The 12518-nt window shown below is 60.9% G+C and carries 15 protein-coding genes, 3 tRNA genes and 1 pseudogene; 12 read left to right on the top strand and 7 right to left on the bottom strand.

Annotation, left to right across the window (positions count from 1 at the left end; all coding sequences use genetic code 11):
* Both EOA78_RS15670 and EOA78_RS15665 read left to right on the top strand, forming a co-directional pair.
* Nucleotides 1–414, top strand: a pseudogene (locus tag EOA78_RS15670) (SGNH/GDSL hydrolase family protein); the annotation flags it as partial.
* A 184-nt stretch (nucleotides 415–598) separates the two neighbouring features.
* Nucleotides 599–1126, top strand: a complete 528-nt coding sequence (locus EOA78_RS15665) for a hypothetical protein (protein ID WP_245477518.1) — start codon at nucleotides 599–601, stop codon at nucleotides 1124–1126.
* Between the two features lie 222 nt (nucleotides 1127–1348).
* Here EOA78_RS15665 and EOA78_RS15660 read toward each other — a convergent pair whose 3' ends face one another.
* Both EOA78_RS15660 and EOA78_RS37945 read right to left on the bottom strand, forming a co-directional pair.
* On the bottom strand, nucleotides 1349–1846 hold the full coding sequence (locus EOA78_RS15660; protein WP_348628486.1) for a recombinase family protein: 498 nt from the start codon (nucleotides 1844–1846) through the stop codon (nucleotides 1349–1351).
* A complete protein-coding gene (locus tag EOA78_RS37945; RefSeq protein WP_348628485.1) occupies nucleotides 1843–2028 on the bottom strand; it encodes a recombinase family protein in 186 nt (61 codons plus the stop codon). The genes EOA78_RS15660 and EOA78_RS37945 overlap by 4 nt, the downstream gene beginning before the upstream one ends.
* Before the next feature lie 133 nt (nucleotides 2029–2161).
* On the opposite strand from EOA78_RS37945, the gene EOA78_RS15655 reads away from it, so the two are divergent.
* On the top strand, nucleotides 2162–2377 hold the full coding sequence (locus tag EOA78_RS15655) for a DUF3072 domain-containing protein (protein WP_127315897.1): 216 nt from the start codon (nucleotides 2162–2164) through the stop codon (nucleotides 2375–2377).
* 475 nt (nucleotides 2378–2852) lie between these two features.
* Here the strand turns inward: EOA78_RS15655 and EOA78_RS15650 are convergent.
* A tRNA-Thr gene (locus tag EOA78_RS15650) sits at nucleotides 2853–2928 on the bottom strand.
* 158 nt (nucleotides 2929–3086) lie between these two features.
* On the opposite strand from EOA78_RS15650, the gene EOA78_RS35995 reads away from it, so the two are divergent.
* Both EOA78_RS35995 and EOA78_RS15645 read left to right on the top strand, forming a co-directional pair.
* A complete protein-coding gene (locus EOA78_RS35995; protein ID WP_164783779.1) occupies nucleotides 3087–3254 on the top strand; it encodes a hypothetical protein in 168 nt (55 codons plus the stop codon).
* A 193-nt stretch (nucleotides 3255–3447) separates the two neighbouring features.
* A complete protein-coding gene (locus tag EOA78_RS15645) occupies nucleotides 3448–3756 on the top strand; it encodes a BA14K family protein (protein ID WP_127315896.1) in 309 nt (102 codons plus the stop codon).
* Nucleotides 3757–3850: 94 nt separating this feature from the next.
* Here the strand turns inward: EOA78_RS15645 and bhcR are convergent, their stop codons facing one another.
* Nucleotides 3851–4672: an HTH-type transcriptional regulator BhcR gene (bhcR, locus tag EOA78_RS15640; RefSeq protein ID WP_127315895.1), complete on the bottom strand. Its 822-nt coding sequence runs from the start codon at nucleotides 4670–4672 to the stop codon at nucleotides 3851–3853.
* 204 nt (nucleotides 4673–4876) lie between these two features.
* Here bhcR and gcl point away from each other — a divergent pair, with 204 nt between their 5' ends.
* From gcl to EOA78_RS15620, 3 genes are all read left to right on the top strand, one after another.
* Nucleotides 4877–6658 carry a glyoxylate carboligase gene (gene gcl, locus EOA78_RS15635; protein WP_127315894.1) on the top strand — a complete coding sequence of 594 codons (1782 nt, stop codon included), beginning with the start codon at nucleotides 4877–4879 and terminating at the stop codon, nucleotides 6656–6658.
* 19 nt (nucleotides 6659–6677) lie between these two features.
* Nucleotides 6678–7475: a hydroxypyruvate isomerase gene (gene hyi, locus EOA78_RS15630; RefSeq protein WP_127315893.1), complete on the top strand. Its 798-nt coding sequence runs from the start codon at nucleotides 6678–6680 to the stop codon at nucleotides 7473–7475.
* A gap of 226 nt (nucleotides 7476–7701) precedes the next feature.
* The gene (locus tag EOA78_RS15620; protein WP_245477517.1) at nucleotides 7702–8589 is read left to right on the top strand and encodes a 2-hydroxy-3-oxopropionate reductase; all 888 of its coding nucleotides are present in this window, start codon (nucleotides 7702–7704) and stop codon (nucleotides 8587–8589) included.
* A 91-nt stretch (nucleotides 8590–8680) separates the two neighbouring features.
* Here the strand turns inward: EOA78_RS15620 and EOA78_RS15615 are convergent, their stop codons facing one another.
* On the bottom strand, nucleotides 8681–9529 hold the full coding sequence (locus EOA78_RS15615) for an RNA methyltransferase (protein WP_127315891.1): 849 nt from the start codon (nucleotides 9527–9529) through the stop codon (nucleotides 8681–8683).
* Nucleotides 9530–9729: 200 nt separating this feature from the next.
* Here EOA78_RS15615 and EOA78_RS15610 point away from each other — a divergent pair.
* The 3 genes from EOA78_RS15610 to EOA78_RS15595 all read left to right on the top strand — a co-directional run bounded on the left by EOA78_RS15610 (nucleotide 9730) and on the right by EOA78_RS15595 (nucleotide 10622).
* A tRNA-Tyr gene (locus EOA78_RS15610) sits at nucleotides 9730–9814 on the top strand.
* A 71-nt stretch (nucleotides 9815–9885) separates the two neighbouring features.
* Nucleotides 9886–9959, top strand: a tRNA-Gly gene (locus tag EOA78_RS15605).
* 405 nt (nucleotides 9960–10364) lie between these two features.
* Nucleotides 10365–10622, top strand: a complete 258-nt coding sequence (locus EOA78_RS15595; protein WP_065008269.1) for a GlsB/YeaQ/YmgE family stress response membrane protein — start codon at nucleotides 10365–10367, stop codon at nucleotides 10620–10622.
* A gap of 66 nt (nucleotides 10623–10688) precedes the next feature.
* Here the strand turns inward: EOA78_RS15595 and EOA78_RS15590 are convergent, their stop codons facing one another.
* On the bottom strand, nucleotides 10689–11093 hold the full coding sequence (locus EOA78_RS15590; RefSeq protein ID WP_127315898.1) for a GFA family protein: 405 nt from the start codon (nucleotides 11091–11093) through the stop codon (nucleotides 10689–10691).
* 104 nt (nucleotides 11094–11197) lie between these two features.
* On the bottom strand, nucleotides 11198–12085 hold the full coding sequence (locus tag EOA78_RS15585) for a DMT family transporter (protein WP_127315890.1): 888 nt from the start codon (nucleotides 12083–12085) through the stop codon (nucleotides 11198–11200).
* A gap of 306 nt (nucleotides 12086–12391) precedes the next feature.
* Here EOA78_RS15585 and EOA78_RS15580 point away from each other — a divergent pair.
* A partial coding sequence (locus EOA78_RS15580) for a GTP-binding protein (protein WP_244571411.1) occupies nucleotides 12392–12518 on the top strand: 127 nt, incomplete at its 3' end.

The raw sequence follows: 12518 nt of genomic DNA, 5'->3' as shown, positions 1-12518 counted from the left end.
CTTGGCGTCTCCTCTGTTTTGAACGCCCCATCGCGGTCCGTTGCCGACACCCTGCTGAGACTCGCCGAAGTTAGAGAGCAGTTTTGCTTGGAGTATATGTCGACCCTGGATGCCGTTCTAGCTGTCGGGCTGCCGACCGCCATTTGCTCGATCTACGATGTCCGGTATGCCGACCCCGACCAGAGACGCATTGCGGTAACGGCCCTGTCGATCCTCAACGACTGCATCACACGAGCAGCCGCCGTGCGCGGCGTTCCGCTGATCGACCTTCGCATTATCTGCGGCGAGGACGCCGACTTTGTCAACGCCATCGAGCCTTCGGAACAGGGCGGCAAAAAGATTGCTGCGGCGATCGTTTCGTTCCTTACCAAGTACGAATTTCGAAGCGGGCGTGCCGAACTGATCGTTCGCTAGCAGCGCTTGGACTTGCCACTCGTGGGCGATCGAGCCTTCCTCGGCCTGTGGAAAATTGCGGAATCATTCGCCAATTTGACGGCTGTCGCTTCATCTCCGATAGGAATGGCGGCGGCGACTGGCCGGCATTTCGGGAACATTCTGTCGCTGCCGTTATTGAGGTCGGGTAAACGGGGCGTTGAAGGTGGAACGCGTGCGCAACATCCTATTTGGAGCTTTGGCGGGCATATCGGCCACTTTGGCGATGACGGCAGCTATGCGCCGGCTGTTCAGAATGCTTCCTGATGGCCACGGTTATCCGCTGCCGCCGCGCGAAATCATTGAGCGGGTGGATGTTGCCGGAACTCGCGAAGCTGGGCTGCGTACCGCAACCGTGACGGCCCATTTCGGTTACGGCGCCCTCGCAGGGATTATCTATGCTCTGCTGCCGCGGCGGATGATCAGCGGCGGCAGCTATGGCGTCCTAGTCTGGGCGCTGAGCTATCTCGGCTGGATACCTTTTGCGCGGATACTCTTGCCCGCCACAGAGCACCCGGGGACGCGCAATCTCCTGATGCTCGGGGCACATCTGGTGTGGGGCGCGAGCCTCTCTGCGAGCCTCCACGAACTCAGGCGGTCAACCGGGGACATCTTCAGCCGGGGACCTCTTTTAGATGTTCGGCGCCCACGGCGCTTGGCGCGAGGCATGCCTCGAACAGGAGCAGACGAATGAAACGTCCCGAAAACAACGGCCGTTCTGGTTTCCGACAGTGAACGAAATAAGAACATCGGAGGCAGGAATATGTTCCTCATTTCAAGGCATGCCGGAAACCTATGCCTCCAAGCGAAGAGACTACCCTCTGTCCAATCTTAACGACGGAAGGCGGCTGGTGCGCGTCCGGTGCCGCTACTGTAAGCGGCTCTATGATTATTTCCCCCGGTGGCTATTTCCCGCTTATAAAAGAGTAGGGGATTGCCGCGCGAGAACGTTGCGCACGTTCGACACCTGCCATTGGCCATTGCGCGCTTGCGAACGCCGCGGTTGTTCAAGATCGATTGCCAGGCCACGTAGGCTGGTGATGCCCGACCGCTGAATGGAAGCGATGATTGGCAGCACGGTCTGGGCAAACCGGTCGGCTTCTTCGATCGACATCTTCCGACCTTTCGCCGCAGCTTCGGCGGTGTTGGTCGGATTGCCGAGCTTTATGCTCGTCCTGCGTGAGGCGAGGGCGGCTTTGGTGCGTTCCGAGATCATACGCCGCTCCTTCTCGGCCAAAGCGGCATAGAGGTGCAACATGAACGGATCGGCATCAGCACCGACTTCGGCGACGATGAAAGGAACGCGCTGGACCATCAGGCCGGCAATGAAGGCGACATCGCGCGAGAGTCGGTCGAGCTTCGCCACAACCACCGGGCATTTTGTATGTCGTGCGAGGGCGAGGGCGGCATTCAATTGCGGGCGTCGATCAAGAGCATCTGCTCCCTTTCGGTTTCGACCTCGGTGAACTCCTGGATGATGGCAATGTCCTCGGCCTCGGCAAAGCGCGCGACCGCGGCACGCTGGGCCTCAATGCCCAAGCCCGAGCGTCCTTGCCGCTGTGTCGAGACTCGATAATAGGCGACCGCACTCGTCATGTTGCTAATTCGCAGGGTGTTCAAACTGCAAACCACCGTTTTGCAGTGTGCTCACAACCGTCAGAAAGCCGAGTCCGCGGGAGGAACAAAAAGAGATCAAAGGCATTTCCTCCTGCTACTATAGGAGATTGCCATGAAAGACCTGCGCGATAAGACCGGTGCCTCCGCCAACGTCGACAAAGATCCCGATGAATGGGTAAGCGGCGAAGATCCGATGACCCCGTCCCAAGCATCTTACCTGAAAACCTTATGCGAGCAGGCGGAGGATGAGGAAAGCTTTGAAGAGAACCTCAGTAAGGCAGAGGCTTCCAAACGCATCGACGCATTAAGGGCAAAGCTGAAACTTTAGGGGTCAGCACGAGCGCTCCGTCTACCCCTTACAGTCCCGCGGCCCCCTCCGTGGGGTACGGGCTTTCCTTGTGTCACGACTTTGCCGGCGGCGTCTCGCGCTTCTTCAGGATCCGTGCCTCGCGCACCAATGATGCGCGATCCAGCTCCTTCCGATCGCGGGAACTAACGGAAGAAAACCGCCCAATGCGGGCTTACGGCTCCGGCACCAAGCGTTATGTGTGGTTGATTGGGTCCAGCCCGAAAATCATTGCCGAGACTAGCAAAGTCGTGCGCTAAAATGAGCGCGGCGCCGCCGGCCCCCCTTTCGAACCTTTTGAGGGTTCCCCTAACTGGGCAAAACAGAAAATTTTCCGAGCCATTTAACGGCCCGCAGCCTCACGCTGGCGGGCTTTTTTGTTACCCGAAACGTTACCCACACGGACAGGCGCGCAAATCTGGGCGAGCCTTAATTTCTCCTAACCTCTTGATCTTAATGGTGCCCCCGGACGGAATCGAACCGCCGACCTTCGGTTTACAAAACCGCTGCTCTACCAGCTGAGCTACAAGGGCACGGCGCTCCGGTTAGCATATTTGTCGCGCCAGTAAAGACAAAACTCTGTTTTCGGCTGCCGGTGAGCGCGCCGGAACCGCCGGCGCGGGCATCCTGAAAACGGCCAATTCGCCTCCTATATTGATCGAGGGTGCAATCGCATAGGCGAGGGTGTCGCATGATCAGACTTGTCGTCATTGCCCTGGTCGTCGTCGTGGCCTGGATTCTCCTGGTGAAGCTCATCAAGCAAGTGAAGAGCGCCAACGTTGACTGGACCGGCGTCACCACCATCATCGGCTTCATCGCGCTCGCCTTCTGGCTGCGCTATATCACCGGCATGGGCTGAGGCTTCCGCCGGCGGACTGTCGACCGGCGCTCCTCGCGGTCCTGATGCGCGCCTGACTGCAAGCCCTGTTCAGACTGGCCGCTTTGCGCTTTCGAAAAAATCCAAAAATCATCGAACCTTTTTCCTTGCTGCGACGACTGATCGTCAAGAGGCGGATGGATCGCCTCTCACACAACGCAGCAAGGAGATCATCATGTTCAAGCGCACCATCGTTTCCGGCCTCATCGCCACCACTGTCGCCGCCGCCATGCTGGCCGGCACCGTTCAGCCTTCGGCCGCCCATCACAAGCACCATCACAACAAGCACCTTGGCATCGGCATCGCCGCCGGCGTCGGCGGCTTCCTGCTCGGCAGCGCGCTCGCCCAGCCGCGGACCGTCTATATCGACGAGAACGGCGGCTCATGGCACGTCCGGCGCTGCCTCAACCGCTATCAGAGTTATGATCCCTACTCGGACACCTATGTCGGCTACGACGGCTACCGTCACCGCTGCCGGCTTTGAACGGACCGTTTCAGGCAACCGGAAGAAGGGGCACTCCACGGCCCCTTTTTCTTGTCTGGAGGGTTGCCCCGCGCGCGCTTACGGCGTCGGGCGCTCAGGCTGGCCTGATTCCGCCGATCATCTTCGTCACCGCCGCCGCTGCATCATGCACCAGCGGGCCGATCTCGGCCAGCCGCTCCGGCGTTACCCGCACCGTCGGCCCCGAAACCGATACGCCGCCGATCGGCTCGCCGAACTCGTTGAAGATGGCGGCGGCCACGCAGCGCATGCCGGGGTGCCGCTCCTCGTCGTCGACCGACCAGCCGCGCAGCTTGATCGTCACCAGGTCACGGGCCAGCGCCGAGATGTCGGACAGCGTCTTTTCGGTGAAGCGCTCCAGCCCGGCCCGGCGCAGGATGGCGCCGACGCGCTCCGGCTCGAGATGCGCCAGCACCGCCTTGCCGATGCCCGACGCATGGAAGGAACTGCGCGTGCCCGGCCGGAAAAAGGCGCGGATCGCCTGATGCGTCTCGACCTGGCTGACGAAGACGACGCAATCGTCCTCGGCGACGCCGAGATTGGCGGTCTCACCGGTCTTCTCCATCAGTTCCTGCATGACGGTGCGGGCGCGGTCGACCAGCTTGCGGCGGCGCAGGAACGCCGCGCCCATGCGATAAGTCTCGACGCCGATCGACCAGAGCTGGTCGGTGCTGTCGAACTCGACCATGCCGTGGTTTTCCAGCGTCGTCAGCATGCGGTAGGCGGTGGATGCCGCAAGGTCGCTCTGCGCGGCGATCTCGCTCAGCGAGAGGCCGTTACCTTCGGCGACGATGGCCAGAATGCGCAGCGCCCGGTCGAGCGACTGCACCGAAGCGGCGTCGGACGGACCGTGGAAGGCACGCGGACGTCCGCGCTGGCGTTTTTCGGTGGTTTCCATGGCGGTCAATTCTTGCCGATTTCGTCAAATACGCAATGGAAAAGTTTTTCACTGGTCTACGAGCCGAACCTATGGAAAACGGAACATTAAACAAAATCAATAGCTAACCGACACTTTTTAGAAATGAAAAAATATTTTGAAAAAATTGAAAAATAGTCGGCGCACTGGCATTATCGGCCATCAGCAAATTCCGTGGAGGCTGACATGGCCAGGATGCGCGCGGCCGACGCAGCGGTTCTCGTTCTCGAAAAGGAAGGCATTTCCTACGCCTTCGGCGTGCCGGGCGCTGCCATAAACCCGTTCTATTCGGCCCTGAAGGCGAGGGACACCATCCGCCATATCCTGGCGCGTCATGTCGAGGCGGCTTCGCACATGGCCGAAGGCTATACCCGCGCTAGATCAGGCAATATCGGTCTGTGCATCGGCACTTCCGGTCCGGCCGGCACAGACATGATCACTGGCCTCTATTCGGCCGCGGCCGATTCCATCCCGATCCTGTGCATCACCGGCCAGGCGCCGCGGGCGCGTCTCAACAAGGAGGATTTCCAGGCCGTCGACATCGCCGCCATCGCGGCACCCGTCGCCAAATGGGCGGTCACCCTTATGGAGCCGTATCTGGTGCCGATGGCGCTGCAGAAGGCGTTCCACCTGATGCGCTCGTCGCGGCCGGGGCCGGTCCTCATCGATCTGCCGGTCGACGTGCAACTGGCCGAGATCGAGTTCGACATCGATGCCTATGAGCCGCTGGTGCCGTTCAAGCCGGCAATGTCGCGCGGCCAGGCCGAGAAAGCCTTGGCGATGCTCAAAGCGGCGGAAAAGCCTGTCATCGTCGCCGGCGGCGGCATCATCAACGCCGATGCTTCGGACCTGCTGATCGAGTTCGCCGAAGTCGCTGGCGTGCCTGTGATCCCGACTTTGATGGGCTGGGGCGCGATCCCCGACGACCACCGGCTGATGGCCGGCATGTGCGGGCTGCAGACATCGCATCGCTACGGGAACGCGACGATGCTCGAGGCCGATTTCGTCTTCGGCATCGGCAACCGCTGGGCCAATCGCCATACCGGCTCTATCGACATTTACACCAAAGGCAAAAAATTCATCCATGTCGACATCGAGCCGACCCAGATCGGCCGTGTGTTCGCGCCGGACCTCGGGGTCGTCTCGGATGCCGGCGCGGCACTGAAAATGCTGCTCGACGTCGCCACGGAATGGAAGACCGCGGGAAAATTGCGCGACTGGTCGGGCTGGGCCAGGGAATGCCATGTCCGCAAGAAGACGATGAAGCGCAAGACGCATTTCGACCAGGTGCCGATGAAACCGCAGCGCGTCTATGAGGAGATGAACAAGGCATTTGGCCGCGATACCACCTATGTCACCACGATCGGGCTTTCGCAGATCGCCGGCGCGCAGTTCCTGCATGTCTATAAGCCGCGCAACTGGATCAATTGCGGCCAGGCCGGCCCGCTCGGCTGGACGCTGCCGGCAGCACTCGGCGTTCGCGCCGCCGATCCGCACCACAATATAGTGGCGCTGTCCGGTGACTATGATTTCCAGTTCATGATCGAGGAGCTGGCGGCCGGCGCGCAGCACAGATTGCCCTATATCCACGTCGTGGTGAACAATGCCTATCTCGGCCTGATCCGTCAGGCGCAGCGCGGCTTTTCGATGGATTTCGAGGTCACCCTCGCGTTCGAGAACGTCAACCGGAAGGACGACCCTGAGGCTGGCTACGGCGTCGACCATGTCGCCGTCGCCGAGGCGATGGGCTGCAAGGCAGTCCGGGTGCGCAGGCCGGAGGAATTCGCTGGCGCCTTCAAGCAGGCGCAACGCCTGATGAAGGAGCACCAGGTTCCCGTCGTGCTCGAATTTATCCTCGAACGCGTCACCAACATTTCGATGGGCACCGAAATCGACAAGATCACCGAATTCGAGGAGCTTGCCGAGAGCCACGAGGATGCCCCCACGGCGATCGTCATGCTTGATTAGACTCTACGGAGAAAAAAGAATGCCGCGTTTTTCAGTCAATCTTTCGATGCTCTTTGGCGAGCACGAGTTCCTCGACCGCTTCGAAGCCGCCGCCCGCGCCGGCTTTAGGGGTGTCGAATATATCGGCCCTTATGACCATGCGCCGGAGGTGGTTGCGGCGAGGCTGAAGAAGAATGGTCTGACGCAGGTGCTGTTCAACCTGCCGGCCGGCGACTGGGCCAAGGGCGAGCGCGGCATTGCCGTGTTGCCGGATCGTGTTCCCGAGTTCCGGCAAGGCGTCGCCAAGGCGATCACCTACGCGCATGCGCTGGGCTGCGAACAGGTCAACTGCCTCGCCGGCATCGCGCCGCGAGGCGTCGAGCGTTCAGTGCTGGAAGATGTCTTCGCCGAAAACCTGGCTTTCGCAGCGGAGAAGCTGGAGCAGGCCGGCATCAGGCTGTTGATCGAGCCGATCAACACGCTCGATATTCCAGGCTTCTTCCTGAACTATTCGGACCAGGCTCTGGCGCTCATCGACCGTGTCGGCTCGAACAACCTGTTCCTGCAATACGACATCTATCACATGCAGATCATGGAGGGGGATCTCGCCCGCACCATCGAGGCAAACCTCGACCGCATCGCGCATATCCAGCTTGCGGACAATCCCGGCCGTCATGAGCCGGGGACGGGCGAGATCAATTTTCCTTTTCTGTACAGTCACATTGACCGTATCGGCTATTCCGGCTGGATCGGGGCGGAATACAAGCCGAAGGCCAGCACTGAGCCTGGGCTCGGCTGGTTCAAGGACTTGGCCGGGCAGGGCAGCGCTGCGGCGTAGGGGCTAAGGATTATTGAAGTCGAGTTCCTTCGCGCCCCCCTCTGGCCTGCCGGCCATCTCCCCCACGGGTGGGGAGATCGGCAGCTTCGGCGCCGGCTTTTACTTTTCCAACCTCGAAAATTGGCGAAAGCGGCGGTGACATCCAATCTCCCTCCTTGTGGAGGAGATGGCCGGCAGGCCAGAAGGGGGCGCGAAGGAACGCGGCCTAACAAAGACGGAGAACAAAATGGACACCATCGGCTTTATTGGCCTCGGCATCATGGGCGCGCCGATGGCGGGGCATCTGCTCGACGCGGGCTATCATGTCGTCGCCAGCGATCACCGCTCGAAACCGCCGGCCGATCTCGTCGCCAAGGGTCTGAAGACCGTCTCCGGCCACAACGCCGTTGCGAAAACGGCCGATATCATCGTCACCATGGTTCCGGACACGCCGGAGGTGGCCGATGTGCTGTTCGGCGAAAACGGCGTCGCTGCCGGCCTGACCGAAGGCAAGCTGGTCATCGACATGAGCTCGATCTCGCCGATCGAGACCAAGGCTTTTGCCAAGAAGATTAACGACTTCGGCTGCGACTATCTCGATGCGCCGGTGTCGGGCGGCGAGGTCGGCGCCAAGGCCGCGTCGCTGACCATTATGGTCGGCGGCGAGGAAAAGGCCTTCGAGCGCGCCAGGCCGGTGTTCGAAAAGATGGGCAAGAACATCACGCTGGTCGGCCCCAATGGCGTCGGCCAGACCACCAAGGTCGCCAACCAGATCGTCGTTGCGTTGACCATTGAAGCGGTCGCCGAAGCGCTTGTTTTTGCATCGAAAGCCGGGGCCGACCCGGCCAAGGTGCGTCAGGCGCTGATGGGCGGGCTCGCCGCCTCGCGCGTCCTCGAAGTGCATGGCGAGCGCATGATCAAGCGCAGCTTTTCGCCGGGCTTTCGCATCGAACTGCACCAGAAGGATCTTAACCTGGCGCTGGAAGGGGCCAAAGCGCTCGGCATTTCGCTGCCCAACACCTCGACGACGCAGCAATTGTTCAACTCCTGCGCGGCCAATGGCGGCGCCAAGGAGGATCACTCGGCGCTGGTCAGGGCGCTGGAGCGGATGGCGGGACATGAGCTAGGGGAGTAGGGGAATAGGGCAGTAAGGCAGTAAGGCAGGCGGGTTGCCGCTCTCAGCAAGTGCTATCCCTACTCCCTCACTGCCCTATTCCCCTATTCCCTTAACCCAAAAATTTCCTCGCTGCATAAAGGCTCACCGCCGCGGCGTTCGACACGTTGAGCGAGCGGATGGCGCCGGGCATATCGAGCCGGGCCAGCGTCGTCACCGTTTCGCGGGTCTTCTGGCGCAGGCCTTTGCCCTCGGCGCCCAGCACCAGCGCGATCTTTTCTCCCGAAAAACTCTTTTCGAGTTCCGCCGGTCCGTCCGAATCGAGGCCGATGGTCTGGAACCCGGCCTCGTGCAATTGCCCGATCGCCTCCGCGAGGTTTTTCACCTCGATCTGGTCGATATGCTCCAGTGCGCCGGAGGCCGATTTCGCCAGCACGCCGGATTCATGCGGGCTGTGGCGCGCCGTGGTGATCAGCGCGCCGGCGCCGAAGGCGACCGCCGAGCGCAGGATCGCACCGACATTGTGCGGGTCGGTGACCTGGTCGAGCACCAGCACCAGCGTCGTATCGCCGAGCGCATCGAGCCGCTTGGGTTTTAGCGGCTCGGCCTCGATCAGCACGCCTTGATGGACGGCGTCGGAGCCGGTGACCTTGTCGATGTCTTTTGGCTCGACCAGTTCCGTCTTGAAGGGCAGGGCGGCGAGGTCGGCGATCGCCAGCCGCTCGGCGGCGTTGCGCGTCACCAGCATCTTCTTGATCCGCCGTCGCGGATTGTCGAGCGCGGCCCGCACCGTGTGCAGACCGTAGAGCCGCACCAGGCCGTCCGCGGCTGTCTCTCCTGGTGGTACCGGCTGGCGCGGCCTGAACGCCGGCGCGCCGCCGCTCTTCTCGTCGCGATGCGCCCGGCGCAGCTTGGCGTAGTGGGTGTCTTTTGGGGTCTTGGGCTTGTTGTCGTTGCTCATGGCCGGTTCTATAGCCGTGTCGTCCGCCTATGGATACAGCCGCAAAACCCTGCTCGTCGGGTCGTCAACAAATTCAGCGCGTTTTGCCGGGACGTTGCGGTTGACAGTTTTGGGCGCTGCCGCCATAAGGCGCTTCGCGAAGGGCTGCTCACGCGGTCGCGACGCGTCGATGCCTCGTTGCATGGCTCCGGCGGCAGACTGGAGAGGTGCCCGAGTGGTTAAAGGGGACGGACTGTAAATCCGTTGGCTATGCCTACGTTGGTTCAAATCCAACCCTCTCCACCACTGCCGGCCCGGAAGCCCTGAAACGCAAAGCATCGGACCGAAAAGTGCATAGCGGTTTTCGGGCGAAAGGCGCGGGTATAGCTCAGTGGTAGAGCAGCAGCCTTCCAAGCTGAATATGCGGGTTCGATTCCCGCTACCCGCTCCAGATTTCCACACGCAAGATCAAAGTGCCAGAACTCAAGGTGCTATAGCATTGCGCGCCCGGTGGACGCGCAGGGCTCCAACTCGCTGGCTGTTGAACGCGAAAGCGATCTGATGCTGTTGCGGCACCTGTCCGTTCGGCGCAACTGATCGACGACGGGCCCGGCAAAGCCGCGGATAGTTGCTTGAGCAAGTCCTGCTCGTTCAGCCCTGTCCTTTGCGCGATCTCGCGAATGATCTGTGGGTCCAGCGCATTGCCCGGGTCGTTGGCCTGCCGATCCAACTCCACAATGACGCATCCGGCCGAAGCTCAAGCTGGTTGAGCTTTCTGTAATCATGGAAATTTCAAGTTGTCTTGAGCTTTTCTTAATAATGTGGAAGTAATCGGTTGCGGGGAATGGAGAGGAAAATGTCAATATTAAGCTGGATCATCCTTGGCGCCATCGCCGGCTTTATAGGCAGCAAGATCGTCAACAAGAGCGGGCAGGGCCTTGTTCTTGATATCGTACTCGGGATTGTCGGCGCTGTTGTCGGCGGCCTGATCTTCAGCGCCTTCGGCGCGTCAGGCGTTACCGGCCTCAACATCTACAGCCTGATCGTCGCCGTGCTGGGATCGGTGGTCGTTCTGTGGGCCTATCACCAGTTCACCGGGAACCGGGCTCTTTAGAAATTAGAAGCCAGGCAGAGCTGTCGCTTCGGCAGCCTGCCTGACGGCAGCCACATCGCCAGGTTCTTATTCAGCACCTTCGGCGACATGCTCTTCATATTGGGGCAGGTCATCGGTGATTGTGAACCACTTCGCCTTGGAGCCGACAAAGATGTGCTGCGTCGGACGGATGGTCGGCTCGTCGACGAGGGTTCCCATGGCGACGTGCACGAAGGCGCCGTCGCGGACGACCGAATAGAGCAATGAGCCGCAGGTCTTGCAGTGCCTGTCATGGCCGGCCTCGTCGCCAAAGATCAGGAGGTTGTCCTCGCCTTTGGTCAGGTTCAGTCTCTCACGCTGGATGCCGGCAAACGGCTTGAATGCTGAACCGGTGGTGCGCCGGCAGTTCGAGCAGTGGCAGTTGGCGGCATAGATGAACTCGTCGGCCACCGCGTATTGCACGGCGCCGCACAGGCATTTTCCGGCAAGCATGCGGTTGCTGGCATTCTGGTTGCTTACGTTCAGGCTGCTTTCATTCTCTTGGCTTGTCACGGGTTTCTCCACTCAGTCGACCGTTCCTGGGGCAGTTTCGAGGTCTAGGCCACCACGGTCAGACGGCGCCTGCGTTCGTCGAGCGACACGATGGTCAGCCCGCTGGCCACCACCAGCAGGATGCCGCCGATCGCCAGCGCGTTCGGCAATTGCTGGAACACCACCAGACCCGAAATGACCGCCCAGACGGTGAAGCAGTAATAGAACGGCGCCACCACGCCGGTCGGCCCGACGCGATAGGCCATGAAGATGAAGAAGTGGCCGAAGATCAGGAACAAGCCGGCCCCGGCCATCAGCAGCAAATGATGCGTCTCGGGCATCACCCAACGCTCGGACATCAGATGCGCAGCGCCTGAGCCGACCAGCACCACCACCACTGCGGAAATTGCGACGATCATTCCAGGCACATCGGCGGCAACCCGCCGTCCGGCGAGATCGCGCGCGGCGGCGAAAGCCGCGTTGCCGAGCGCCAGCAAGGCGTAGACTGAGATACCCTGCATGGTCGGCTGCGCCACCATCACCGCTCCGATGAAACCAAGCCCGATCAGCGCCGTGCGCAGCCCCCCGATGCGTTCCCGGAACAGGACGGAGGAGCCAATCAGCATGAGCAGGGGAGTGATCTGCCCCAAGGCGGTCGAATCGGCGATCTGCATGTTGGCGAGCGCCACGACGTAGCAAAGGATTGCCGCCAGCTCGAGCAGGTTTCTCTGTAACACTCTCCTGTCGAGGATCAGCGGGATCTGCTTGGCGTAACCTAGCGAAAGCAGCAACGGGATGCCCCACAGCGTTGCCGCCGCCCCGCGCAGAAACAACACCTCATAGGGTGGCAGCCCCACCGTCGCCAGCTTCATCATGGTGTCGTTGACGACATAGGACCCGGTCGAGAGGATCATGAACAGCGGGCCGCGGATGGCGATCGGAATGAATTGCATCGGATCAGGAAATCAGACCGGCGCCACACCGGCAATGGGCCAGATCCGGCTGTAATCCGGCACGGCGAACAGGCGGAAGCGGCGATATCCACCCGTTGAATGCGGATACCTGCGGAACCTATCTTCGGCCATTCCATTCCTTCTTGTTCGTTCCTATATCCGCGCCACATCCCCGAAAACCGGATCATGGGTTCAGACCGGGTGATAAAGCCCCCGGCCACAAGGCACTTGTGTTTTTCGGCCGTTGTCGCTAAGCGCCCCGCATTCGACTGAACTGAAGGTCCAGGCCGTCCAAGGAAAGAGACTATGGCAAAAGGTAAATTCGAGCGTACAAAGCCTCATGTGAACATCGGCACGATTGGCCATGTCGATCATGGCAAGACGTCGCTGACGGCGGCGATCACCAAGTATTTTGGCGAATACAAGCGCTACG

Origin of the sequence: Mesorhizobium sp. M5C.F.Cr.IN.023.01.1.1 (assembly GCF_003997585.1) — a bacterium.
GTDB lineage: Bacteria > Pseudomonadota > Alphaproteobacteria > Rhizobiales > Rhizobiaceae > Mesorhizobium > Mesorhizobium wenxiniae.
This window is presented reverse-complemented; position numbering and strand designations above follow the sequence as displayed.